Raw genomic sequence first — 25,805 nt, forward strand, 5'->3', positions numbered from 1 at the left:
GCTGAGGGCCGCGGCCCGGGACAGGGCGCCGGTGGTGCCCTGCGAGGGGCTTTCGGATTGCGGTGGGGGCTCAGGTGCCGGTGAGGTGTTCGGGCCGCACCGGGACCCGCTGGAGCGCGAGCCCGGTCGCCGCCCGGATCGCCGCGACGACGGCCGGGGTCGCGGACAGCGTGGGCGCCTCGCCGGCGCCGCGCAGCCCGTACGGGGCGTGCTCGTCGGCGAGTTCGAGAATGTCCACGGGGATGGCGGGGGTGTCGAGGATCGTGGGGATCAGGTAGTCGGTGAAGGACGGGTTGCGCACCCGCCCGTCCGCGGCGACGACGATCTCCTCCATGACCGCGAGGCCCAGCCCCTGGACGGTGCCGCCCTGTATCTGGCCGGTGACCGCCAGCGGGTTGACCGCCTTGCCGACGTCCTGCGCGCAGGCCAGCTCCACGACCTTGACCAGCCCGAGCTCGGTGTCGACGTCGACGACGGCCCGGTGGGCCGCGAAGGAGTACTGGACGTGGCCGTTGCCCTGCCCGGTGCGCAGGTCGAAGGGCTCGGTGGGCCGGTGCCGCCACTCGCGCTCGACGTCGATCACCTCGTCTTCGAGGACGTCGGCGAGGGCGGCGAGCACCTCGCCCGCCTCGGTGGTCACCTTGCCGCCCTCCAGGACGAGTCCGGCCCGCTCCCAGGCCGGGTGGTGCGCGCCGAACCGGGCGCGGCCGAGGGTGAGGACCCGCTCGCGCACCTCCTGGCAGACGTGGCGGACGGCGCCGCCGGTGACGTAGGTCTGGCGGGAGGCGGACGTGGAGCCGGCCGAGCCCACGCGGGTGTCGGCGGGCTGCAGGACGACCTGGGTGACGCCGAGTTCGGTGCGGGCGATCTGGGCGTGGACGGTCACCCCGCCCTGGCCGACCTCGGCCATCGCGGTGTGCACCGTGGCCACCGGCTGCCCGGCGACGGCCTCCAGCCGTACGCGGGCCGTCGAGTAGTCGTCGAAGCCCTCCGAGAAGCCGACGTTCTTGATCCCGACCGCGTAGCCGACGCCGCGGACCACGCCCTCGCCGTGGGTGGTGTTGGACAGCCCGCCCGGCAGGGCGCGGACGTCGGGCCCGCCCCCGGCGGTCTCCCACGGCCGCTCGGGCGGCAGCGGCCGGGCCTTGACCCGGCGCAGCAGCTCGGCGACGGGCGCGGGGGCGTCCACGACCTGCCCGGTCGGCATCACGGCGCCCTGTGCCATGGCGTTGCGCTGCCGGAACTCCACCGGGTCCAGGCCCAGCCGCTCGGCCAGCCGGTCCATCTGGGCCTCGTAGGCGAAGCAGGCCTGGACGGCGCCGAAGCCGCGCATCGCCCCGCACGGCGGGTTGTTGGTGTAGAGGGCGAGGGCCTCGACGTCGACGTGGTCGACGACGTACGGGCCGACGGCCAGGGACGCGGCGTTGCCGACGACGGCCGGGGAGGAGGAGGCGTAGGCGCCGCCGTCGAGGACGATGCGCGCCTTCACGTACAGCAGCCGCCCGTCGCTGCTCGCGCCGTGCTCGTAGTGGAGCCCGGCGGGGTGGCGGTGCACGTGGCCGAAAAAGGACTCGAAGCGGTTGTAGACCATCTTCACGGGCCGGCCGGTGCGCAGCGCGAGCAGGCACGCGTGGGCCTGCATGGACAGGTCCTCGCGCCCGCCGAAGGCGCCGCCGACGCCCGAGAGGGTCATGCGGACCTTGTCCTCGGGGAGGCCGAGGACCGGGGCGATCTGGCGCAGGTCGGCGTGGAGCCACTGGGTGGCGGTGTAGAGGTCGACGCCGCCGTCCTCGGCGGGCACGGCGAGCCCGGACTCCGGGCCGAGGAACGCCTGGTCCTGCATGCCCACCTCGTAGTCGCCGCTGACGACGACGTCGGCGCGGGCCCGGGCGGCGGCGACGTCGCCGCGGACGACGGGCTGGCGGTGGACGACGTTCGGGTGCGGGACGTGGGCGGCGTGGAGGTCGTCGCGGGCCGGGTGCAGCAGGGGCGCGCCGGGGGCGGTGGCGCTCTCCTCGTCGTGGACGACGGGCAGTTCCTCGTAGGCGATACGGATCCGGGCGGCGGCGCGGCGGGCCGTCTCGGGGTGGTCGGCGGCGACGAGGGCGACGGGCTCGCCGTGGTAGCGGACGACGCCGTCGGCGAGGACGGGGGTGTCCTGGATCTCCAGCCCGTAGCGGGTCGCGGCGGGCAGGTCGTCGTGGGTCAGCACCGCGTACACGCCCGGGGTGGCGAGCGCCTCCGAGACGTCGGCGGAGAGGATCCTGGCGTGGGCGTGGGGGCTGCGGAGGGTGAACCCCCACAGCATGTCCTCGTGCCACAGGTCGGAGGCGTAGGCGAATTCGCCGGTGACCTTGAGCGTGCCGTCGGGGCGCGGGGCGGACTCGCCGACGCCGCCGTGGGCGCGGGTGGCCGGGGCGAGGCCGGCGGGGGTGTGCGCGGTGCTCATCGCGGGCCCGCCTCTCCGGCGCGGGCGGCCGCGAGGCGGACCGCGTCGAGGATCGTCTCGTAGCCGGTGCACCGGCACAGGTTGCCCGACAGGGCCTCGCGGATGTCCGCGTCGGAGGGCTCGGGGTTGCGCTCGATGAGCTCGTCGGCGGCGACGAGCAGGCCGGGGGTGCAGAAGCCGCACTGGACGGCGCCCGCGTCGACGAAGGCCTGCTGGACGGGGGAGAGCGCCGCGGCGCACGTGCCGCCGTCCGGTGAGGGCGCCCGGCCGTCCGGTGAAGGCGTCCAGCGGTGGGCCTCGTCCAGGCCCGTCCCCGCGGGTTCCGGCGGTGTGCCGGCGCCCGCGGCGCGCCGCCGGGCGTGCTCGGCGAGGCCCTCGACGGTGACGACCTCCCGCCCCTCGGCCTGGCCCGCCGCCACCAGGCAGGCGCACACCGGCAGCCCGTCCAGCCGGACCGTGCACGAGCCGCACTCGCCCTGCTCGCAGGCGTTCTTCGAGCCGGGCAGCCCGAGCCGCTCCCGCAGGACGTACAGCAGGCTCTCGCCCTCCCACACGTCGTCGGCCTGCTGCGGCCGGCCGTTGACCGTGAAGTTCACGCGCATCGGCTGTCCCTCCCCCCGCTGCGGTAGGCGTCCCACGTCCAGCCGAGCGTGCGGCGCGCCATCACGGCGACCGCGTGCCGGCGGTAGCGGGCGCTGCCGCGCACGTCGTCGATCGGGTTGCACGCCCCGGCTGCGAGCTCGGCGAAACGCCGGGCGGCCGAGGGCGGTACGGGCCGCCCGGACTCCCAGCAGCCGCCCTCCTCCAGGGCCGCGGTGAGGAAGTCCTCCGCGGCGCGGGCCCGTACCGGCGTGGGGGCCGCGGAGCCGATGCCGGTGCGCACCGTGCGGCTGCGCGGGTGCAGGGCGAGGGAGAACGCGCACACGGCGATGACCATGGCGTTGCGGGTGCCGACCTTGGAGAACTGCTGCGGGCCGTCGGCGCGCGCGATGCGCACGGCCCGGATCAGCTCGTCCGGGGCGAGGGCGTTGCGCTTGACGCCGGTGTAGAACTCCTCGGCGGGGATCAGGCGGGTGCCGCGCACGGACTGCGCCTCCACCCGCGCGCCCGCCGCCAGCAGGGGCGGGTGGGAGTCCCCGGCGGGGGAGGCGGCGCCGAGGTTGCCGCCGACGCTGCCCCGGTTGCGGATCTGCGGCGAGCCGACGGTGTGCGCCGCGAGCGCCAGGCCGGGCAGCTCGGCCCGCAGCTCCTCCATGATCCGTGCGTAGGGTACGGAAGCGCCCAGCCGGACCTCGTCCTCCCCGGTCTCCCACTCGTACAAATCGCCGATGCGGTTCAGGTCCAGCAGGTGATCCGGCCGACGCTGATCGAAGTTGATCTCGACCATCACGTCCGTGCCGCCCGCGAGGGGAACGGCCTCCGGGTGCTCGGCCTTGGCGGCCAGAGCCTCCTCCCAGCTGCCGGGGCGCAGGAACTCCATGGGGCTTCTCTTCTCGATCGGTCTCACACGGTCGTCCGAGGGATGTGCCGGGGGTGTGCCGGGTGTGCCGGGTGGTGGTCCGGTGGGGGGATTCCGCGTGGCGGTCCGCCGTGCTCCGTGGCCGTGCCGCACGCTGTGGGCCCAGTACACAGAGCGCCCGGCGGGGCGGTGCAGTCACCGAAAACATGAAGCGGTTGGCTGGCCAGAGCGCTCATCTTGTAGATTCGAACGAAAGACGGGGTTGGGAAACCTCACTGCATTCCACTGGTAACAACAAGACAGATCGGCGGCGACCACGATGCGGCTGCGCGCACTCCTGGAGACCGAAGCGCTGGGCCTCCGACTGCTCGGCGGCGAGGACGAGCTGGACCGCACGGTGCGCGGCGTGATGACGACCGACCTGCGCGACCCGAGCCGCTACCTCTCCGGCGGCGAACTGGTCCTCACCGGGCTCGCCTGGCGGCGGGAGCCGGAGGACTCCGAGCGGTTCGTGCGGATCCTCACGGGCGCGGGCGTGGCGGGGCTCGCGGCGGGCGAGGCCGAGATGGCCTCCATCCCGGACGACCTCGTACGGGCCTGCGACCGCCACCGCCTGCCGCTGTTCGCGGTCCACGAGAACGTCTCGTTCGCCTCCATCACCGAGCACGTCGTCCGGCAGGTGTCGAGCGAGCGCGCCGGGGACCTGGCGGCCGTCGTCGACCGGCACCGCCGGCTGATGACGTCGGGCCCGGCGGGCGGCGGCCCCGAGGTCGTCCTCGACCTGCTCGGCTCCGACCTCGACCTGCGGGCGTGGGTGCTCTCGCCGACCGGCCGCCCCATCGCGGGCTCCTCGCTGGCGGGCGCCGGGCCCGAGCTGCCCGCCACGGTCAGCGCGGCCCTGGCCGGCGAACACCTGGCCGCCTCACGCACGGGCCGGCGCGGCCCGCACCGGGTGACCGTCGCCGGCGACACGTACTCGCTCTTCCCCATCAGCCACAGCAGCCGCGCCCTGGCGGCCCGCGACGTGCGCGAGACGGTCCTGTCGGACTGGCTGCTGGCCGTCGAGGCCGACGCCGGGGACTGGTCGCCGGAGCGGCTCGACCTGCTCGACGGCGTCACCCAGCTGATCGCGGTGGAGCGCGACCGGCGCGACGCCGCCCGCACCGTGCGCCGCCGGCTCGCCCAGGAGGTCCTCGAACTCGTCCAGGCCGGGGCGGCCCCCGCCGAGATCGCCGCCCGCCTGCGCGTCGCCGCGCCCGTCCTGCTGCCCGGCCTCGGCACGGCGCCGCACTGGCAGGTCGTCGTGGCCCGTGTCGAGTGGGAGGACGGCGACATCCCGGGCGGGCCCGTCGCCCAGGCCCTGCTGGAGGAGATGCTCGTCTCCCCGGAGGCGGCCGGGCCCGAGCCGTCCGACCGCATCGCCGTCGCCCACATGGGCGACGAGGCCGTGGCACTGGTGCCGCTGCCCGCCGTGCCGGCCGAAGCCGAGGGAGGCGAGGAGGGCCGCGCCCCCGGCCTGCACGCGGACCGGATCCTCGCGGCCGTCCGCGAGCCGCTCTCCCGCGGGCTCGACGGCGACGGCCGCCTCACGCTCGGCGTCAGCGCCGCCGTCCACTCCGCGGAGGGCCTGCGCGGGGCGCTGGAGGAGGCCCGCCACGCCCGGCGGGTCGCCGCCGCCCGCCCGGGCCGGGTGTGCGCGGCGGGCCACCAGGAGCTGGCCTCGCACGTCCTGCTGCTCCCGTTCGTCCCCGACGACGTCCGCCGCGCCTTCACGGCCCGGCTCCTGGACCCGCTGCGCGACTACGACCGCCGGCACCGCGCCGAGCTCATCCCGACGCTTGAGGCGTTCCTCGACTGCGACGGCTCCTGGACCCGGTGTGCGACGCGGCTGCATCTGCATGTCAACACCCTGCGCTACCGGGTCGGCAGGATCGAACAACTGACGGGCCGCGACCTGTCGCGCCTGGAGGACAAGCTGGACTTCTTCCTGGCGTTGCGCATGAGCTGAGCGCGCGGCTCCCGGATCCCGGACGTACGACGAAAGTCGGGAGCCGTACGCAGAAAGGAGGAGTCGTGCCCAAGTGGGGTACGGCTCCTGCGGCAGGCGCGCATCATCACGGATATGAGCGAGCCTGAAGAGGCGTGCCCCGGCCCCCACGCCTTCTGCAAGGGGTGCAGGGGAAGCGGCGACTACCACGCCGCCGTCCTCTACCTGAACCAGCCCGGCCGGGGCGGCCACATGACGGGGGCTCACCTCTGCCCGTACTGCACGGGCCGCGGCTTCTTCTGCAAGCACCGCCCCCGGTGCAGCGGGCTGCACGACGACGACACGCCCGTCATCGGGCCGGACGTCCTGCCGCCCGTGTGACGTCCGGGGCCCGGCCCGCCCTCACCCGTGCAGCGTCGCGTCCACCACCAGCGCCCGGTGATCGGTGCCCGGCAGGTCCAGGAAGCGGGCCCGGTCGGGCTGCAGGGCGGAGCTGAGGAGGACGTGGTCGATCTGGGCGCCCAGCGGGGGCGCCGTCAGCGACGGCCAGGTGGGCGTCCGGGAGCGGCCGAGCACGGCCGCGCTGTCACGCATCCCCGTGTCCAGCACGGAGCGGAAGGCCGCATGGTCCTGCGAGGCGTTGAAGTCCCCCGCGATGACGGTGGGGTCCCCGCCGCGGCCGGCGGCCATGGCGCGGACGCGGCCCAGCTCCGTCCGCCACAGCTCCAGCCCGCCCGCCACCGGCGGCATCGGGTGCGCCACCTGGAACAGCAACCGCGCCCCCGGCACCTGCACCAGCGCCCGGGGCATCGCCAGCGTGCCGCGCACCGCGCCGTCCGGACGCAGCGGGAACCTGCTCAGGAGCGCCGACCCCTGCGCCCGGCCGCCGCCGACGATCACCCGGTACGGGAAGGCGGCCCGCACCTGCGCGCCCTCCAGGGCCGGTGCGCACTCCTCCGGCGCGCACTCCTGCACCGAGACCAGGTCCGGCTTCTCGCGCCGCAGGGCCTCCAGCAGGGCCGGGGTGGCCCCGCCGAACTCCAGATTGGCCGTCAGGATGCGCAGCCGGGCCACCACCGGACCGGAGGACGGCGCCCGGTCGGCTGCGTACGGGGGCAGGAAGAACAGCGTGCCGAGGACCGCGGTCAGCGCCCACGCGCAGCCGGCGAGCCACCGGGTGCCCGCCGAGAGGACCAGCGCCGTCGCGGCCGGAGCGAGCAACCACGGCAGGAACGCCAGCAGTTGGGGCATCGGCGTGACACCGTCCACGTCGCAGGCACGGCACAGCAGCGGCCCGCTCACCAGCAGCAGGAGCAGGCCCGCGCACCAGCGGGCGGCCTTGTGCCGGACGAAGGGCGGCGGTGCCTGGTCCGCCACGGGCACCGTGACGGCCTCCTCCACGGTTTTGACCCTTGTATTACCTACTGATTGCGGACGGCTTGACGTCATATGGCAAGCTAGACGCTGAAGGTGCCGCTCCGGCCGCATTTGGCGTGCATTTCGCGCGGTGCCTGCACTGTTCGTACGAGCGAGGAGGTGATCGGGATGACCAGTCGGAGTCCCGAGGGAAGTCCTCGCTTCAGTGCGGTTCCTGCTTGCGCAGCGCTCTGATCCACTGAGCTGATGTACGGGGTCGTGTACCCCGGGCGCTGTTGCGCGCACTTCCTTTAGTAAGCCTTACATCGCCTTTACCGGCCTTTCCTTCGGTCGCCCGTGCGGCTTTTTCCCGCCTTCCGGCAGCCGTAGCGACGTGCCGTAGCGACCCGTACACCCCCATCTCCACCGACTTTTCCGTGCCCACGGCCCGGCCGCACCGCCATGCCGCCATGCCGCCATGCCGTCGTGCCCGGAGAGAGGTTCCGCCATGACCAACACCACCCTCACGCCCCGCAAGCTCGCTCCGCCGGGCCGCACTCGCCGCGAGCGTCAGGCCGCCGAGCTGGAGGCGCGCACCCGCGCCGCCGGCGACCGGCTGGCCAGGATCAGCGGTTGGCCCGCCGCACAGGTCCTGCAGGACGCCCGCGCCACCCCCCACGGCCTGCGCCAGGACGACGCCGAGCTGCGGCTCGTGCGCGGCGGGGCCAACGTCGTCGCGCACGACACCGGCCCCCGCTGGTACGCCCGGCTCGCCAAAGCTTTCCGGAACCCCTTCATCATGATCCTGGCCGTCCTGGTGGTGATCATGTACGTGCAGTGGCTGCAGGTCGCCGACGAGGAGCCCTTCGACCCCAAGATCCCCATCATCGGCGCGATGGTGCTGGTCAGCGGCCTGCTGCGGTTCTGGCAGGAGCACCGCTCGGCGGGCGCCGCGACCGCCCTGCGCGCCCTCGTCACCACGACCACGGCCGTCCGCCGGCGCGAGGGCCACGGCGCCGCCCCGGCCACCGTAGAGATCCCGATGGACCGGGTCGTCGTCGGCGACGTCGTGACCCTGGCCGCGGGCGACCTCGTCCCGGCCGATCTGCGCCTGCTCACGGCCAAGGACCTCATGGTCGGCCAGGCCGCGCTGTCCGGCGAGTCGCTGCCGGTCGCCAAGGCCGACACGCGCACCCACGACTACGGGCAGTCCACGACCACCGATCCCGTAGAGGCCGACAACCTCTGTCTGATGGGTACTTCGGTGACCTCCGGCACCGCCACCGGCGTGGTCGTCGCCACCGGTGCGGACACCTACTTCGGGTCGATGGCCGGATCCCTCGTCGGCGAGCGCCCCGAGACCAGCTTCGACGCGGGCGTGAAGAAGGTCAGCTTCCTGCTGATCCGCTTCATGCTCGTGATGGTCCCGCTGGTGTTCGCCGTCAACGGCTTCACCAAGGGCGACTGGAACGAGGCGTTCATGTTCGCCGTCGCCGTGGCCGTCGGGCTCACGCCCGAGATGCTGCCGATGGTCGTCACCACCAACCTCGCGCGCGGCGCCGTCGCCATGTCGCGCCGCAAGGTCGTCGTCAAGCGCCTGAACGCCATCCAGAACCTGGGCGGCATGGACGTGCTGTGCACCGACAAGACCGGCACGCTCACCGAGGACCGCATCGTCCTCGCCCGCTACCTCGGCGTGCACGGCCGCGAGGACGCCGAGGTCCTCGAATACGCCTACCTCAACAGCCACTTCCAGACCGGGCTGCGCAACCTCATGGACCAGGCGGTCATCGACCGCGTGCTCGAGGCCGAGGAGGTTGTCGTCGACGCCCGCTTCACCAAGGTCGACGAGATCCCCTTCGACTTCGCCCGCCGCCGCATGTCGGTGGTCCTGAGCCGCAACGACCTGGACGGGCCCGCTTCCGGCGAGCACGTCCTCATCACCAAGGGCGCCGTCGAGGAAGTCCTGGCGCTGTGCACCCACATGACGGAGGACGGCCGCCGCACCGAGCTCGACGCCGGACTGCGCCGCCGCGTCACCCGTACCGCCGAGGACAACAACCGGCAGGGGCTGCGCGTGCTGGCGGTCGCCACGCGCACGCTGCCCGCCGAGCGCGAGACGTACGGCGTCGCGGACGAGGACGGGCTGACCCTCGTCGGCTTCCTCGCCTTCCTCGACCCGCCGAAGGCGGACGCCGCGGCGGCCCTGCAGGCCCTCGCCGAGAAGGGCGTCGCCGTCAAGGTCGTCACCGGCGACAACGAGCTCGTCGCCGCGCGCGTCTGCGCCGACGTCGGCATCGACGTCGGGGCCGTCGTGACCGGGGCCGTCGTCGACACCCTGGACGAGACGGAGCTGCGCGCCCTGGTCCGCGCCACCACGGTCTTCGCCAAGACCAACCCCGTGCAGAAGGCCCGTATCGTCCGGGCGCTCCAGGCCGAGGGACACACGGTGGGCTTCCTGGGCGACGGCATCAACGACGCCGCCGCCCTGCGCGATGCCGACGTCGGCATCTCCGTCGACACGGCCGTCGACATCGCCAAGGAGTCGGCCGACATCATCCTGCTGGAGAAGGACCTGACGGTCCTGGAGCAGGGCGTCGAGCAGGGCCGCACCACCTTCGGCAACACCATCAAGTACATCAAGATGACGGCGAGCTCGAACTTCGGGAACGTCTTCTCTGTCCTGGTGGCCAGCGCCTTCATCCCCTTCCAGCCGATGCTGGCGATCCACCTGCTGGTGCAGAACCTCGCCTACGACGTCTCGCAGCTGGCCACGCCCTGGGACCGCATGGACCCGGAGTACCTGCGCGAGCCGCGCACGTGGGACGCCAAGGGCATCGCCCGGTTCATGCTCTTCATCGGCCCGATCAGCTCCGTCTTCGACATCACCACCTTCCTGGTGCTGTGGCACGTCTTCGGGGCGGACAGCGAGGCGGGTCAGACGCTGTTCCAGTCCGGGTGGTTCATCGAGGGCCTGCTGTCCCAGACCCTCATCGTCCACATGATCCGCACTCGCAAGGTGCCCTTCATCGGCTCCCGGGCCTCGGTCCCGGTGATGGTGATGACCGCCGTGGTGATGGCGTTCGGCATCTTCCTGCCGTTCTCGCCGCTGGCCCCGGCGCTCTCGATGGAGCCGCTGCCGATGGGCTACTTCCCGTGGCTGATCGCGATCCTGCTGGCGTACTGCGCCCTGACCCAGGCGGTCAAGACCTGGTACATCCGGCGATTCAACACCTGGCTGTGACCGGCCGATAGAGATACCCGACGAGGAAGGTGGATCATGGTTGTGGTCAACGAGTGGCACATGGCGGCCAACATCGCGGCCGGCCTGGGCTTCGGTGCGATCATCGGACTGGAGCGCCAGTGGCGGGCCCGGATGGCGGGTCTGCGCACCAATGCGCTGGTCGCGGCCGGATCCGCCCTCTTCGTCCTCCTCTCGCAGTACGGCTTCGCCTCCGCCACCAGCACCACCGGCTACGACGGCTCCCGCGTCGCCGCGCAGATCGTCTCCGGCATCGGCTTCCTCGGCGCGGGCGTCATCATGCGCGACGGGCTGAGCGTGCGCGGCCTCAACACCGCGGCGACCCTGTGGTGTTCGGCCGCCGTCGGCGCCCTCGCCGGGACCGGGCTGTACGTGGTGGCCGCGCTCGGCACCGTGGGCGTGGTCGGTGCCAACACCCTGCTGAGGCCGCTGGCGCGCGGCCTGGACCGGGGGCCGCACGGCGGCGCGGAAGTGGCCACCGACTACCACTTCGAGGTCGTGTGCACCGAGCCCGAGGAGGCCCACGTCCGCACCCTCATCGTCCAGGCCGTCGCCCGCCCCGGCTTCCGGCTGCGCTCGGTCTACAGCGCGGACGCGGAGGCCCCCGGCAAGGTGATGGTGTCGGCCGACCTCACCACGGAGCGCCGCGACGACAGCCTCCTGGAGGAGGCCGTCAGCCGCCTCTCCCTGGAACCGGCGGTCTCGGCCGTCAGCTGGACCGTCCTGCAGGGTCCCGACGACGACGCGGACGACGACTACACGGCGGAGCGCCGGGGCCGGCGCCGGGTGCGGGACTTCTTCACGGGGAGGTGACGACGGGCCCGGACGGCCGGTCACGGGAAGGACCGCAAGCGCTGCGGCCCGCACCTGACGTGCCGGTCCCGTCACCGAACGTCGCTCCGGAAAATCTCCACAATCTCCGGGTACCGGCGGTAGCCCCCGTTCACCGGCCCTGGATATGCCGGTTATGCCCGACGCGCTTGGTGGGCGTGTGTCCATTTATGTTCCGCGCGGATCGCGGGGTCCGTGTATCTGTTACTCGATCTTGTGAAGAACTTGTGATGATCCGGCGAAGGAATCTGAAAGCGCACCTTCGGAAAGGGCTTCCGGACGTCAATGCGGTTGGCCGTGTCACCCGTTCGCGTGCTTATATCTGCGGCACCGCGACGGCTCTTTGAACGGTGGCCGGTTCCGGCCGGGCCGACGCGGTCAATTGAGAAACATTCAGACAAAAGAAGGGTGCGCCATAATGCGTGACAACCTCGAGACCCGTGAGATCGCCGACGCCGAGCTGGACGCCGTTTCCGGCGGTGTGAGCATCTCCGGCGGCCTGCTCGGCGCCGTGACCGGCGACGTTCACAACGTGCTGGGCACCGTGACCTCGCTGCAGACGGTCCAGGCCGTGCCGGGCGCGGCCGGTCAGGTCGAGGGCATCGTCGGCGTGCGCGCCGGCGTCGCCGGTCTCTGAGAAAACCGCCACCCGTGAATCCCGGAACTTCTCCCCTGTTCCGGGGTTCACGGCTGCCCGTATTTCCGCCGCGTATTTCAGCACCCGAGTCACCGCTGCAGTAGAAGGAATAGTCCGTGCAGTTCCGCCAGCAGGCGCTTTCCAAGCTGCAATCGCCCGAAGAGCTCGATCTGCCCGTACGATTCGCACGCCCGCAGGGCCGGCTCGTGCTGGCCGTCACGGTCGCCGCCGTCGCTGCGGCGGCTTTCTGGGCGTTCACCGGAACGGTGTCGTCCAGGGTGAGCGCACCCGGCGTTCTCACCCGGGCCGAGGGCAGCTATCTGCTGCAGAGCCCGTACGCGGGGCAGGTCACCGGAGTCCTCGCGCGCGAGGGGCAGCTGCTGGCGCCGGGCGCCCCGCTGCTGCACATCAGCACGGACCGGGGCGAGCGGACCGTGCGCGTCGTGGCCGGCGGGCGGGTGACGACGCTCGTCGCCAAGACGGGCGCCGTCGTCACGACCGGTGCGGACGTCGCGACCGTGGAAAAGGTGACGAACCCCGACGAGCCGCTGGTGGCCATGCTGTACGTGCCCGGCGGGAGCGGCGGCGCCATCCCCGTGGGCGCCCTGGTCGACCTGAGCGTCCAGTCCGTCCCCCGGGAGAAGTTCGGCGTGCTGCGCGGCCGCGTCCAGGCCGTCGGCCGCGCCCCCCAGACCCCGGCGCAGATCGGCGGCTTCCTCGGTGACGGCCGGCTCGCCGCACAGTTCACCCGGCAGGGCAACCCCGTCGCCGTGCTCGTGCGGCTGGAGCGCTCGCCCGCGGCCCGGTCCGGCTACCGCTGGTCCTCGTCCGACGGCCCCCCGTACGCCGTGGACTCCACGACGCCGGTCACCGGCGCCGTCCACCTCGCCGACCAGCGGCCCGTCGACTGGCTGCTGCCGTGACCGCCTCGCGCCGCCGCCGCGCGCCCGCACCCGACGTGACCGCTCCGCGCCGCCGCGCGCCCGCCCCCGCCCCCCGGGGCCGGACGCCCCGGCCCGTCCGCACCCCCACCGTGCTGCAGATGGAGGCGGTGGAGTGCGGCGCCGCCGCGCTGGCCATGGTGCTCGGCCACTACGGCCGCTTCGTCCCCCTGGAGGAGCTGCGCATCGCGTGCGGCGTCTCGCGCGACGGCTCCCGCGCGAGCAACCTCCTCAAGGCCGCCCGCAGCCACGGGCTGAAGGCCAAGGGCATGCAGATGGACGTCGGCGCGCTCGCCGGGGTGCGCCCGCCGGCCGTCCTCTTCTGGGAGTTCAACCACTACGTCGTCTACGACGGCACGGGCCGCCGCTTCGGCCGCCGGGGCGTGTACGTCAACGACCCCGCCAAGGGCCGGCGGTTCGTCCCCATGGACGAGTTCGACGACGCCTTCACCGGCGTCGTCCTCACCTTCGAACCCGGCGACGACTTCCGCCGCACCGGCCGCAGGCCGGGCGTCACCGGCGCCCTGCCCGCCCGCCTGCGCGGCACCTCCGGCACCCTGCTCGCCGCCGTGATCTCCAGCCTCCTGCTGGTGGTCGTCGGCGCGGCGGTGCCCGCGCTCAGCCGCACGTACATCGACACGTTCCTGATCGGCGGCAGGACGTCCCTGCTGGGCGTGCTCTTCGCGTCCATGGCCGCCGCCCTGGTACTCACCGCGACGCTCACCGCACTGCAGCAGGCCAACCTGCTGCGCGGGCGCATCATCTCCTCCACCCTGGGCAGCGCCCGCTTCCTGCGGCACCTGCTCCGCCTCCCGGTCACCTTCTACTCCCAGCGCAACCCCGCCGACCTCGTCCAGCGCCTGCAGTCCAACGACGCGGTCGCCGAGACCCTGGCGCGCGACCTCGCCGCGGCCGGCGTGGACGCGGTCGTCGTGCTGCTCTACGCGGTGCTGCTGTGGACCTACGACCCGCAGCTCACCGTCGTCGGCGTGCTGATGGCGCTGCTCAACGTCGTGGCCATGCGCATCGTGGTCCGCGTGCGGGCCACCGGGACACAGAAGCTGCGCGCCGAGAGCGCCCGGCTCACCAACACCTCCTACAGCGGCCTGACCCTCATCGAGACGATGAAGGCCACCGGCGGCGAGAACGGCTTCTTCCGCCGCTGGGCCGGGCAGCACGCGGTCACGCTCGACGTGCAGCAGCGGCTCGGCGTGCCCAGCGCGTGGCTGGCGGTCGTCGCACCGGCGCTGGCCGCGCTCAACAGCGCCCTGATCCTGATGATCGGCGGCGTGCGGGCGGTGGAAGGTCACCTCTCCGTCGGCCTGCTCGTCGCCTTCCAGGCCCTGATCACCGGCTTCACCGCGCCGATCACGCGCCTCAACGGCGTCGCCGGGCGGATCCAGGACTTCGCGGCCGACGTAGCCCGCCTCAAGGACGTCGAGAACTTCCCCGCCGACCCGGTCTACTCGCGGCGCGAGGCACCCGCAGGCACCCGCCGCCTCAAGGGCCACGTGGAGCTGGAGAACGTCACCTTCGGCTACAGCCCCCTCGACGCCCCGCTGCTGAAGGACTTCTCGCTCTCGGTCGGCCCCGGGCAGCAGATCGCGCTCGTCGGCGGCTCCGGCAGCGGCAAATCCACCGTCTCCCGGCTCATATCCGGCCTCTACGCCCCCTGGGAAGGCGCCATCCGTATCGACGGGATGCGGCTGGAGGACATCCCGCGCGGCGCGCTGGCCGCCTCCGTCGCCTTCGTCGACCAGGACGTCTTCCTCTTCGAAGGCACCGTGCGCGACAACGTCGCCCTGTGGGACCCGTCGATCCCGGACGAGGCCGTCGTCGCCGCCCTGGAGGACGCCGCCGTGTACGACGTCGTCGCGCGCCGCCCCGGCGGCATCCACAGCCGCGTCGAGCAGGACGGCCGCAACTTCTCCGGCGGCCAGCGCCAGCGCCTGGAGATCGCCCGGGCGCTGGTGCGCCGCCCCAGCGTGATGGTCCTGGACGAGGTGACCAGCGCCCTGGACGCGGTCACCGAGCAGACCGTCATGGACAACCTGCGGCGCCGCGGCTGCGCCTGCGTCGTCATCGCCCACCGGCTGAGCACCGTGCGCGACAGCGACGAGATCGTCGTGCTCGACCGGGGCACGGTCGTCGAACGCGGGCGGCACGAGCACCTGGTGGCCGCGCAGGGCGCGTACGCGGAACTGGTCAAGGAGCACTGAGGTGACGACTCCGCATCCGTATCCGCATCAGCATCAGCATCCGTATCCGCATCCGGATCCGCATCAGCATCCGTATCCGTACCAGGCCCCGGTCGTCGCCGATCCCGTGGTGGCCGCCATGGGCGGGCTCGGGACTCCCGTCGACTGCACCGGCCTGCGCAGCCTGCCGCTGGAGGGCCCGCACGTGCTGTGGCTCGTCGAGGACGGCGAGCTGGACCTGTTCGCCGTCGACGTCGCGCAGGCGGGCCACTGGCACTTCCTGGGCCGGCTGGAGCCGGGCACGCTGCTGCTGGGCCCGGCGGAAGGCCCCGCACACACGCTGACCGGCCGCCCCCGGCAGGGCTGCCGGCTGCGCCGCATCGAACTGGGCGAGCTGTACGCGTACGGCGACCAGGGGTACGGCAGCACGTATGGGGCCTACGGCACGTATGGCACTCCCGAAGCGACGCTGAGCCCCTTGGAGGACGCCTTCGCCCTCGGCGTCGGCCGCGGCCTGCACGTGCTGTACCAGGCGCCGCTGGAGAACAAGCTGGAGAACAAGCTGGAGAACAACAGGACCGGCGCCGGGCGCAGCGGTGCCGACGACGACGTGTTGTGGATGCAGATCGCCCCGGGCAGCGTGCAGTACGGCGCCGCGTACGAGGGGTACGCCGCGGGGAGCCTCCTCGTCGACACGGCGATGTGGCAGGGCATGGTCGACCAGCAGTACCGCCTGCTGTACGCCCTCGACCGCTGGATCGAGCAGCTGGAGCGCGCCCACGAGGACCGTACGGCCGCCGGCATCGAGGCGGGCGAGGCCGCCCGCACCCAGGCGGACCGGGCGCTGCTCGCCTCCATCGACCGCTCCGGCAAGAGGTCCCGCGCAGGGCGTGCGGGCGGCGACGACGGCGCGACGTTCGAGGTGTGCCGGCTGGTGGCCGGGGCGGCGGGCATCGCCCTGTCCGAGCCCGGCGCGGCCTCGCCGGGCCGGGCGGACCCCGTCGAACGCATCGCGCTCGCCTCACGGATCCGCACCCGTACCGTCAGGCTGAGCGGCCGCTGGTGGCAGGAGGACAGCGGGCCCCTGGTGGCCCGGCGCGCGGCGGACGGGGCACCGGTCGCCCTGCTGTGGCGGCGCGGCCGCTACGAGGCGGTCGACCCGGCGACCGGCACGCGGGAGCGCGTGGGGAAGGACGCCGAGTCCTCCTTCGAGCCGCGGGCCGTGATGTTCTACCGCCCCCTGCCGGACGTGCCGTTGGGGCCGCTGGGGCTGGTGCGCTTCAGCGTGCGCGGTACCGGCAGGGACCTGCGCGGCATCCTGCTGGGCGGCCTGGTCGCCGTCGGCCTGGGCGCACTCGTGCCCGTCGCCACGGGGCGGGTGCTCGGCACGTACGTACCCGCCGCCGAGACCGGCCTCATCGTGCAGACCGCCCTGGCGCTCGTCGTCACGAGCGTCGTTTCGGCGGTCTTCATGCTGCTGCAGAACCTCTCCGTCCTGCGCATGGAGGGCCGCATCGAGGCCAGCTTGCAGCCGGCCGTCTGGGACCGGCTGCTGCGGCTGCCGACGACGTTCTTCACCGGCCGCTCCACCGGCGAACTGGCCGGTGCCGCCATGGGCATCAGCGCCGTCCGCCGGACGCTGTCCGGCATCGGCCCGGTCGTCCTGCAGGCGGCCACCGTCGGCACCATGAACCTCGTCCTGCTGCTCGTCTACAGCGTGCCGCTGGCGCTGGCCGCCGTCGCCATGCTCACCGTCATCGCGGCGGTCTTCCTGGGCCTGGGGCTGTGGCAGCTGCGCTGGCAGCGGCAGCTGATCAAGCTGAGCAACAAGCTCAACAACCAGGCGTTCCAGACCCTGCGCGGACTGCCGAAGCTGCGCGTGGCCGCGGCCGAGAGCTTCGCCTACGCCGCCTGGGCACGGGAGTTCGCCCGCACGCGCGACCTGCAGCAGCGCATCGGCCGGCTCAAGAACGTCGTCACGGTGCTCAACGCCGTCTGCCTGCCCCTGTGCACGCTCGTGATGTTCATGCTCCTGGCGGGCCCGGCCCGGGGCAGCATGTCCGCGGGGGACTTCCTCACCTTCAGCACCGCCGTGACGATGCTGCTGTCCTCCGTGACCCAGCTGACCGGCGCCCTCCTGTCGGCCGCCGCCGTCCAGCCGATGTTCGAACAGGTCAGGCCGATCCTCCGGGCCGAGGTGGAGGTCCGCGGCGCAAGCGCCCCGCCGGGCGAACTGAGCGGCGCCATAGCAGCCAAGGGCCTGTCCTACCGCTACAGCGCGGACGGCCCGCTCGTCCTCGACGACGTGTCGTTCCAGGTACGGCCGGGGGAGTTCGTCGCGATCGTCGGCGCCAGCGGCTGCGGCAAGTCAACCCTGCTGCGCCTGCTCATAGGCTTCGATAAACCGGCCTCCGGCAGCGTCCTCTACGACGGCCAGGACCTCGCCGCCCTCGACCGTCCGGCGGTCCGCCGCCAGTGCGGCGTCGTCCTCCAGCACGCCCAGCCCTTCTCGGGCTCGATCCTCGACTGCATCCGCGGCGCCGGCGACTTCACCCTGGAAGAGGCGTGGGAGGCCGCGGCGATGGCAGGCCTCGCCGAGGACATCAAGGCGATGCCCATGGGCATGCACACCATGCTCTCCGACGGCGGCGGCACCGTCTCCGGCGGCCAGCGCCAGCGCCTCATGATCGCCCAAGCCCTCATCCGCAAGCCCCGCGTCCTCTTCCTGGACGAGGCCACGAGCGCACTGGACAACGAGGCCCAGCGCGTGATCATCGAATCCACCCGCGCCCTACGGGCCACGCGCATCGTGATCGCCCACCGCCTGTCCACGGTCATGGACGCCGACCGCGTCATCGTCATGTCGGAAGGCCGCACAACCCAACAGGGCCCACCCGCCACCCTCCTGGCCGACAAAACAGGCCTCTTCCACGAACTGGCCAGACGCCAGCTCGGCTGACCCGGGCGGCTCCATGACCGATCCGGTCAACAGCGGTCCTGCCCGGTGCAACAGATGATTCGTTGTGAATGGCCAGCCCCCTTCCGCCGTCCCTTCACCGCCCGGCCGGCGGCGAAGGAGGCCCACTAAGAGGACATGCCTCGACCCGAGACGGCGGCATCGAAAGGCTAGGCAAGCGCCTCCGCGAGAACGAGACCGGTTTCACGGGCGGTCAGGTAGGGGCGTACGTCATGGACATGGGCGCCGTTGTCGACCGTCAGGTCCTGGATACGGGAGCCGAACCGGGGCGCGAGCTCCTTGACCAGCGCCACGGCATCCCCGTGGTCGGCGATGTTGATCCAGCGCTTCACAGGGAGTGGCCAACGGGCCGTCCCGCCGTGTGGGACGGGATGGAGCCGGTCGAACACGAGGCCACGCACAGCGAGGGGCGATCCGAGCGTGATCAGTGTGAGGTCTTGCCAATGCGGGTGGGCGCACAACGTCTCGTAGGCGACCACGCTGCCGAGGGAATGAGCGACGATGGTGGTTGTCTCGACCGTCACAGCACGTGTGAGTCGCTCTTCGGCCGCGTGTCGGATCCCTGCTTCGGTGAAGTAGCGCCGGACCTGGCGGGCACTGCCGATCATTGCGCCCTCGGAGAGGCGGGCGAAGAAGGATGAGTGGCTGAGCGCGTGGAGTGCCCGCTGGATGACGCGGGGCGTCCTCACCCGAGCGGGGGCATCCGGGCCGGGCACACCAGCCTCCGCTCCCGCCGCTGCCTGCCACCATGAGAGGAGCAGCTCGTGCTCGAGCCCGGATTCCATATCGGAAGCGTCCAGGGGCGGCTCACCCAGGCCGCGGTGACCGGGGCGGCGGAAAAGATCGCCGTAGAAGGCGACCGAGACGTCGTCACGCGGCAGCGTTTTGGAACCTGAGATGGCGAGGCCGTCGTTGAGGGCCGGGAGCCAGGCACCGGCAACCGTTTCGGGCCCCTTCAGCTGCTGTGCGATGCCATGGACGAGGACAACACGGGTCAACGGGAATCCTCCTGCTTCGTTGGGGCGGCGAGGTTGAGCCGGAGGGCTGCCAATCCCATGTCGGTCGCGACACAGATGCGCCCGGCCTCGTCGACTGCGACGCCGTTAATCCCGCTTCCCACATTGATCTCCGCTCGGAGAGCTCGTACTTCGAGGTCCCAGACGCGTACCAGACCGTACTGGTCGGCAGCGACGAGGGTCGGGGTGCCGCCCATGCTGGCGACCCTTACGCGTCGCACAGGTGCCGGGAACCGGTCCAGCTCGGTGCCGGCCGGAGTGTGATCGTTCAGCGGCTCAATGCTGACCCGGCCGTCGCCAGCCCCGATCACCAGGTGGTCGCACCCACCGATTACCGCAAGGTCAAGGGCGGTCGCCCCCCTCTCATAGCCGGTTCTGACCTGCCGGTGGGGTCGGCCCGTCCGGAGGTCCCAAAGGCGCACGGATCCGTCGAGTGAGGCGCTCGCCACGATTGACATGCCGCATACCTGCCCGGCCCGCAAAGCGCTGACCGAGGCCGTGTGGCCGGACATCGGCGGACATGTGGGGGCCTGCGTGGCGAGATCCCAGGCATGGAGGGTGTAGTCCCCTCCCACGGCGATGACGACGGGCCGCCCTTCGACCACACTGATGCGGGCGAGCTGCGCGTAACCGGCTCGTTTTGCCAGCCTACGACGTGTGCTGACACTCCAGACGTCGACGTCGGTCCAGCTACTGCGGACCACGACCATGTCGCCATCGAGGGGCTCCGTAGCAACGCCGAAGATTGCTGAGACCCCGGAGGTCAGATGGGCGGCAACCTGCCTGCCGCTGTCCAGGTCGTGGACGCGTACGGCGCCGTCGATACTTCCCGTTACAACGACGGCACGGTCGTCGGGAGCCCGTGCGATGTCGGCCGAGAGAAGGTGTCGTTCGAGGCCGTACAGGGGTTCGCCCAGCGGTTGCATCTTGGTCAAATCCCATAGGCGGACGTGTCGGGAGCCGACGGCGATCAGTACCGGGACGTCTCCGATCCGGCCGAGGGTAGGAGGAGCCTGCGAGCCCGGCGAGAGGTTCGTGCAACCTTCCAGGGGTGAACCTTCCTCGGCACCGGACACCAGGTCCCACACGCGCACAGTGTTGTCGTACGAGGTTGTGGTCAGGAGTGTCCTGTTGCCGATGTGGCCGAGTGCGGCCGCAGCGACGAAACCGGTGTGGCCGAAATAGGGTCCGCCGATGGCGGCGGAGGTCTCCATGTCCAGGGCGTGGGCGGCGTTTCCGTCCAGGATCACAACAACGACGGGGCGCCCCTGATGGAATCCGACTCCTACAGTCCGGGCGGCGGACGTGATGGCAGACGCGTCAAAATGGGCATGGAGCGCTGTCACAGGGCGGTCAGGACCTGAGCCTATGCGCCACAAGTACCCGTGGGACAACGAGGTGCAGAGGGCGACCTCGAGCGTTTGTCCGCCGCTTCGGACCGCTAGGTACCGGATGCCTCCGATGTGTCCAGCCAGGGGCGGACAGAGCTCGCTGCCGTCCCGCGTGTCCCAGAGGCGTACTGTTCCGTCGTCGCTGCCAGTGAGCAGGATGGACCGTCCGTCGAGCTCGCCGAAGGCGGCGCAACGCACCGCATTGGTGTGCCCGAGCAGCGGGTCGAACAGCGCTCCGGCGCGGAGCGGTTCCCACAATCGAACGGTGGTGTCTGACCCGCCGGTGGCCACGATGAGTGAACCGCCCACCTCGCTTGCTGCGACAGCCAGGACCTGGCCGGTGTGGCCTTCGAGCGGGGAACCGCACTCCTGGCCGGTGGCCATGTCCCACAGACGAGCGGATCCGTCTTCACCCCCGGTGACGGCGAGGTCTTGGCCCCGGTACGAGTGGTAGGCCGTCGTCAGGACCGGTCTGGCGTGGCCTTCCGCGGGTTGGTCCGCCGTCAGGTCCCAGATCCGTGCTGTCCTATCCTCGCTCACCGTCACGGTGAGGGCGACATCCCCCTCATCGAACAGCGCCGCTGCTGTGATGTCGTCGACGTGACCGCGCAGAGGCGGCCCGAGCTGTTGAAGGGTTCGGATGTCCCACACCCGTGCCTCCATACGCCCGCACGTGACTGCCACTGGGCGACCTCCCAAGCGGCCGGCGGTGGCCGAGGCCACACCACTTCGGTTGTAGTAGACGTGCGCGCTGACCGGCTCCCCGACCTGACGGCGGTCATGCAGGTCCCAACGGCTGAGCATTCCTGCCTGGTCGCCCACCAGGGCGATGGTCCGACCGTCGACTTCGCTGACGCACACTGCGGATACGCCCATCGCAGGGCCGATGAGCGGACTGCCGTCCACGCGGGCGTTCCCGCCCTTCACCACCTCTGACAGGTCCCAGATGTACACGGCCTTGTCGTCCCCGCCGGTGACGGCGATCGGCCTTCCGTCGAGTTCACCGAGGCAGGCCGCAAGTACGGAACGACGGTGCTCGGTCAGTTCGCCACCCAACTGGCGCCGGTCCTGGAGGTCCCACAACCGCGCGGTTCCGTCCGCGCTGGCGGAGAGTACGACCGGATGACCGTGGAGGGCCCCCACCGCGATACTGGCCACTCGGTTGGTGTGCCCGCGAAGAGGCGCTCCGTATTCTTGGCCGGCCGACAGGTCCCAGACCGTGACCGTGCCGTCCTCACCGCCGGTGAAAGCCACGGTGTAGTCGCCCAGATCACCGATAGCCACGGCGCTCACAGCGATGCCGACGTACATCGGATCGCCGATCTGTTGCTGAGCGGTCAGGTCCCAGATCCGTGCCGTACCGTCGATACTGCCGGTCACCGTGATCGGCCGACCATCTAACGAGCCGACGGCGACACAGCTCACGGTCCTGGTGTGACCGGCGAGTAGCCGGTGGACGCCACTTGTCGACCACCAGGCCCAGTTCGCAGCCCAGGGGCGCTCCAGGGAGAGGTTTTCGATGCTGTCCGCCAGCAGATCGGCCTCGCACCGGCGCGCCGAGAGCTGTAGTTCCGCAGCTCGGTCACCGAGTGGTCGCTCCGGGGTCAGCCGATGCGCCACCTGCTCGTATGCACTACGGATCCACCGTGCAGTGTCGCCCTCGATGGAGGCGAAGGCGGTCAATAGCGAGCGTGGATCACTGGCCAGCAGGAAGCCCGGATCCTCCACCAGCTCGGACAGCACCCCACCGGCGGCTGCGTGAGTCGCCAGATGCCGTCGGACGTAACCGACGGCGCCGAACCAGTCCGGTGGGCCGTCGCGTGGCTTGGTGACCAGCGACTGCAGGGCCCGAACGATCAACCTCTGGACTTGCTCGGCCGTCCGGTCTGAGGTGGCGCGTAGATGCTCGGCAAGGGCTTTGTGGTATAGGCGGTATGCAGACCTTTGGTCATCGTCAATGACCTCGGCAACATAGGCTTCCGCCACATCCAGCGCCCAGGTCACGTCTGCTTCAGTGCAGGGAACCCCCGAGATCACGGAGCTGAGCGTGGTCCACACCCGGCCTCGAGGCAGCCCCTTACCCTCGGAGAAGGCCAGCGCGAGTAGCATGCGGCGCACTCGGAGCTCGTCCGGGCCGAAGCGGGCCAGATAGTCGTCGAAGGCTTCGCCGATCTCACTGGGCAAGTCATCCGCCCATCCGAGGCGGTTGGTGTCAACGGGGGACCTGTCGGAGCGCAGAGTGCGCGCCGTAGTTCTTGCGTAGAGGTAGACGCCGGCCGCCTTTTCTGCTACGGCGCAAGCGACCGTACGGGCGCGGTCGGCCTGCCCTCGGTAGGGCGTCGGAATGTCAGGTTCGTCGTCGGCGAGCAGCACTCTCGCTACGTAGCCGGACACGTCCTCCTGCGTCGCCCGATAGCTGTGCTGATCTAGGTCCATAATTGTGAACGTGTGGCCCAGCGGCCCCACAAGTTCGTGGCGTGCGCCCACTAGTAGGCGCACGCCGGGAATCTCCGACATGGGGCGCAGTAGCTCGCGCGTGATTCGACGAGGCTCTCCGTGACCGCCGGCGTCTGCTGCGGTATCCGACCCGGCCTCGTCCACGGCGTCCACGACGACGATGATGGGTGGCCCCTGACGACCACGCCGGGTCAGCTCCTGCAGCAGGGCTGCGGGGCCGTCAGTTTGGGTGTCCAGTGCAATGGCGATGCGTTCGACCACCTCCTCCAGCCGCTTATGCCGGGCATGGACAGCGGCCGACACGCATCCTGCAGGAGGCACGGTCGACGGGACGACATCGTAGAGATCCAGACGCGATCGGTACGCGGTGTCCGAAAGGGCGACGATTCGTCCGAGCACCGCCGACTTTCCGCAGCCTGGGCTGCCGGTTACCACTCTGCCGTGCCCGTCGCCCCGGGCAGAGGTGAGCCACTCCACCAGTTCGGACAACACCTGGATCCGGCCGCTGAAGTACAGGCCCTGTTCGGACTCGAACTCCACTCCCCTTGATCGAGGACCGAAGTGTTCGTTCAGGTCACGATCGGCCACCCGTCGCTGGACCTGGAGATCGGAGCCCAAAGGCGGCAGTTCATCCCGGTAGTTCGAGTTGGCCAGGAACGGTGCCAGACCGGTCACGAGGCTGCTGGCCAACTCGGCACGCTGGCCGGTGCCCACGGCGTCGAACTGTTCGTTGATCGCTTTGACGAGTTCGGTGAGATCCAGGTACTGCTGGCGTTGCCCGGTTCTTTCTGCGGTCGTTTCGACAGCTTTGACCAGAGCCGTGACGAACTGGCCGTCCTCTGCGATGTCCTTGTGCCGGGCCGAGCCCAGGAACCACAGGCCGGTGGACGCTCGGTCGGAGGTGGTCCGGTAGGCGATCGTTTGCAGCGCGACCGCAGCGGCGTCTGCGTTTCCGACCCCTGCCGAGCATGTGTCGAGGATCAGCAGCAGGTGGCGTAGTTCCCCGCGACAGAGGATGCGGACCAGGTCCTCGGTTGCAAGGGCGCTGGAGACGAGATCGTCCTCCAGCGAGTCCCAGCAGAGCAAGTAGTGCCGGTCTCGTTCCTCCACGGACCCGTGACCTGCGAAGTACATGACGACGACGTCATCAGCCGCCAGGTCTACGTCGGACGACCAATGGGTCAGCTTGCGACGTACCTGGTCGGCACTTTCGTAGTCTCCCAACCCTGGGAGCGCCAGCTCGTAGCCGAAGTCCTGGAACAGTTCGGTTGTTGCCCGCACATCCGTAGGGACAGAAGCCAGTTGTTCTTCCTTCGGAAGGTGGCAGTACTTGCCACTCCCTAAGGCGATGAAGAATTTCCTGCCCACCCCACCACCCGACATCGCGGATCCAGTGGTCCCGAACTCTACCTAGTCAACAGTGGGTTCATCACTCGATGCGCAGAACCTCGGTGACTCGGCCTGGTGATTGAGCGGCTCCATCGGTGAGGTCGGGGCCCGCAGGGTGGTGCCGCCCGCACGAGAGGTGGGGAGGGACTACCGGCGGCGATGACGTCTCACTTCCCAGTGGTGTGAACTCGCCCCGGGCTCCCTCCGGCCCCGGAATAGCCATTTCGGGAATGTTCGCAAATGCAAAGCTGCTTGCTCGGTGTTTCTGTCTCGCCTGCCCTACAGCCAGTCCCGCCGCTTGAAGATGAAGTAGAGGCTGACGCAGACCAGGGCCATCAGGGTGATGGCGAAGGGGTAGCCGAAGGTCCAGGTGAGTTCCGGCATGTGGGTGAAGTTCATGCCGTAGATGGTGCCGACCAGGGTCGGGGCGAAGAGGATGGCCGCCCAGGAGGAGATCTTCTTGATCTCTTCGTTCTGTTCGAAGCCTGCTTCCGCCAGGGCGCGCATCTCGGCGTTCTGCTGCTGGGTGACGAGGGTGGCGTTGACCTGGAGGATGTCGGCCAGGGCCGAGCGGAAGCCGTCGACGCGTTCGCTGGTGTGGGTGACGTGGTCGGCGACGTCGCGGAGGTAGCGCTGGAGTTCGTCGTCGGTTCCGTATTTGGTGAAGCCCGCCATCAGGCCGTGGAGCATGCCGACCAGGGGGCGGGTGGCGCGCTGGAACTCGACCATCTCGCGGGCGAGTTCGTAGATGCGGCGGGAGACGGCGGGGTCGCCGCTGAAGACCTCGGTCTCGATCTCGTCGATGTCGTTCTGCACGCCCGCCACGACGGGGGCGTAGCCGTCGACCACGGCGTCGAGGATCGCGTACAGCACTGCCTCCGGGCCCAGGGCCAGCAGCTCCGGGGTGGCCTCCATGCGGTGGCGGACGGCCGAGAGGTCCGGGGCCGCGCCGTGCCGGACGGTGATCACGAAGTCGGGGCCGACGAAGACGTGCAGTTCGCCGAAGTCGACCTCCTCGGGGGCGTCCAGGTAGCGCGCTGCGCGCAGGACGACGAAGAGGGTGTCGCCGTAGCGTTCCAGCTTGGGGCGCTGGTGGGCCTCCAGGGCGTCCTCGACGGCGAGCTCGTGGAGGCCGAACTCCTCGGCGAGGGAGAGGAGTTCCCCCTCGGTGGGGCGCTGCAGGCCGATCCAGGCCATGCTGTCGGGCTGCTCGCGCAGCCGGCGGTAGGTGTCCGCCAGCGAGTCCGGTGTCGCGGTGCGGTGGCCGTCGCGGTAGACCGCGGCGTGCACGATGCTGCCCGCGCCCTCCATGGGCGGGGGCGGCGGAGGCGTGCCGGCGGCGCCGTCCGTGCGGCTGGTCGTCCGGCCGTTCGCCGGGCGGAGCCGGGAGTGCTTCCGGGGCGTGGGGCGCCTGCTCCGCGGAGGGTTTTCGGACACGGGTGCACTCCCTCGCGC

15 protein-coding genes are annotated in these 25,805 nt (G+C 71.2%); 8 read left to right on the plus strand and 7 right to left on the minus strand.

Annotated elements, in window-relative coordinates; translation table 11 throughout:
* Window positions 1-70 precede the first annotated feature (70 nt).
* Genes pucD through FGW37_RS25495 form a run of 3 tightly spaced genes read right to left on the minus strand, consistent with a single transcriptional unit; the run spans window position 71 to window position 3,929 of the window.
* Window positions 71-2,449, minus strand: a complete 2,379-nt coding sequence (gene pucD / locus FGW37_RS25485; protein WP_179083180.1) for a xanthine dehydrogenase subunit D — start codon at window positions 2,447-2,449, stop codon at window positions 71-73.
* Window positions 2,446-3,051 (minus strand): (2Fe-2S)-binding protein, encoded by a 606-nt coding sequence (locus tag FGW37_RS25490; protein ID WP_179083181.1) that lies wholly within the window; start codon window positions 3,049-3,051, stop codon window positions 2,446-2,448. The genes pucD and FGW37_RS25490 overlap by 4 nt, the downstream gene beginning before the upstream one ends.
* Window positions 3,042-3,929 (minus strand): FAD binding domain-containing protein, encoded by an 888-nt coding sequence (locus tag FGW37_RS25495; protein WP_179083182.1) that lies wholly within the window; start codon window positions 3,927-3,929, stop codon window positions 3,042-3,044. The genes FGW37_RS25490 and FGW37_RS25495 overlap by 10 nt, the downstream gene beginning before the upstream one ends.
* Window positions 3,930-4,227: 298 nt before the next feature.
* Here FGW37_RS25495 and FGW37_RS25500 point away from each other — a divergent pair, with 298 nt between their 5' ends.
* Both FGW37_RS25500 and FGW37_RS25505 read left to right on the plus strand, forming a co-directional pair.
* Window positions 4,228-5,916: a PucR family transcriptional regulator gene (locus tag FGW37_RS25500; protein WP_179083183.1), complete on the plus strand. Its 1,689-nt coding sequence runs from the start codon at window positions 4,228-4,230 to the stop codon at window positions 5,914-5,916.
* 114 nt (window positions 5,917-6,030) lie between these two features.
* Window positions 6,031-6,276 (plus strand): hypothetical protein, encoded by a 246-nt coding sequence (locus FGW37_RS25505; RefSeq protein ID WP_179083184.1) that lies wholly within the window; start codon window positions 6,031-6,033, stop codon window positions 6,274-6,276.
* A 21-nt stretch (window positions 6,277-6,297) separates the two neighbouring features.
* Here the strand turns inward: FGW37_RS25505 and FGW37_RS25510 are convergent, their stop codons facing one another.
* A complete protein-coding gene (locus FGW37_RS25510; protein ID WP_246430552.1) occupies window positions 6,298-7,296 on the minus strand; it encodes an endonuclease/exonuclease/phosphatase family protein in 999 nt (332 codons plus the stop codon).
* 463 nt (window positions 7,297-7,759) lie between these two features.
* Here FGW37_RS25510 and mgtA point away from each other — a divergent pair, with 463 nt between their 5' ends.
* The 6 genes from mgtA to FGW37_RS25540 all read left to right on the plus strand — a co-directional run bounded on the left by mgtA (window position 7,760) and on the right by FGW37_RS25540 (window position 18,079).
* Window positions 7,760-10,495, plus strand: coding sequence for a magnesium-translocating P-type ATPase (gene mgtA / locus FGW37_RS25515; protein WP_179083186.1), 2,736 nt, complete (start codon window positions 7,760-7,762; stop codon window positions 10,493-10,495).
* 36 nt (window positions 10,496-10,531) lie between these two features.
* Window positions 10,532-11,326 carry an MgtC/SapB family protein gene (locus FGW37_RS25520; RefSeq protein ID WP_246430553.1) on the plus strand — a complete coding sequence of 265 codons (795 nt, stop codon included), beginning with the start codon at window positions 10,532-10,534 and terminating at the stop codon, window positions 11,324-11,326.
* A 436-nt stretch (window positions 11,327-11,762) separates the two neighbouring features.
* Complete coding sequence (locus FGW37_RS25525; RefSeq protein WP_058042404.1) at window positions 11,763-11,981, plus strand: hypothetical protein; 219 nt, start codon at window positions 11,763-11,765, stop codon at window positions 11,979-11,981.
* 116 nt (window positions 11,982-12,097) lie between these two features.
* Window positions 12,098-12,904, plus strand: a complete 807-nt coding sequence (locus tag FGW37_RS25530) for an HlyD family efflux transporter periplasmic adaptor subunit (protein ID WP_179083187.1) — start codon at window positions 12,098-12,100, stop codon at window positions 12,902-12,904.
* Window positions 12,905-13,023: 119 nt separating this feature from the next.
* Complete coding sequence (locus FGW37_RS25535; RefSeq protein ID WP_246430857.1) at window positions 13,024-15,141, plus strand: NHLP family bacteriocin export ABC transporter peptidase/permease/ATPase subunit; 2,118 nt, start codon at window positions 13,024-13,026, stop codon at window positions 15,139-15,141.
* 118 nt (window positions 15,142-15,259) lie between these two features.
* Complete coding sequence (locus FGW37_RS25540; RefSeq protein WP_179084907.1) at window positions 15,260-18,079, plus strand: NHLP bacteriocin export ABC transporter permease/ATPase subunit; 2,820 nt, start codon at window positions 15,260-15,262, stop codon at window positions 18,077-18,079.
* Between the two features lie 167 nt (window positions 18,080-18,246).
* On the opposite strand, the gene FGW37_RS25545 is transcribed toward FGW37_RS25540, so the two are convergent.
* The 3 genes from FGW37_RS25545 to FGW37_RS25555 all read right to left on the minus strand — a co-directional run bounded on the left by FGW37_RS25545 (window position 18,247) and on the right by FGW37_RS25555 (window position 25,661).
* Complete coding sequence (locus tag FGW37_RS25545; RefSeq protein ID WP_179083188.1) at window positions 18,247-19,095, minus strand: hypothetical protein; 849 nt, start codon at window positions 19,093-19,095, stop codon at window positions 18,247-18,249.
* Complete coding sequence (locus FGW37_RS25550; protein ID WP_246430554.1) at window positions 19,092-24,329, minus strand: caspase family protein; 5,238 nt, start codon at window positions 24,327-24,329, stop codon at window positions 19,092-19,094. The genes FGW37_RS25545 and FGW37_RS25550 overlap by 4 nt, the downstream gene beginning before the upstream one ends.
* A 300-nt stretch (window positions 24,330-24,629) precedes the next feature.
* On the minus strand, window positions 24,630-25,661 hold the full coding sequence (locus tag FGW37_RS25555; protein WP_179084908.1) for a magnesium and cobalt transport protein CorA: 1,032 nt from the start codon (window positions 25,659-25,661) through the stop codon (window positions 24,630-24,632).
* Between the last annotated feature and the right edge of the window lie 144 nt (window positions 25,662-25,805).

The organism is Streptomyces rectiverticillatus, from assembly GCF_013394065.1.
GTDB lineage: Bacteria > Actinomycetota > Actinomycetes > Streptomycetales > Streptomycetaceae > Streptomyces > Streptomyces rectiverticillatus.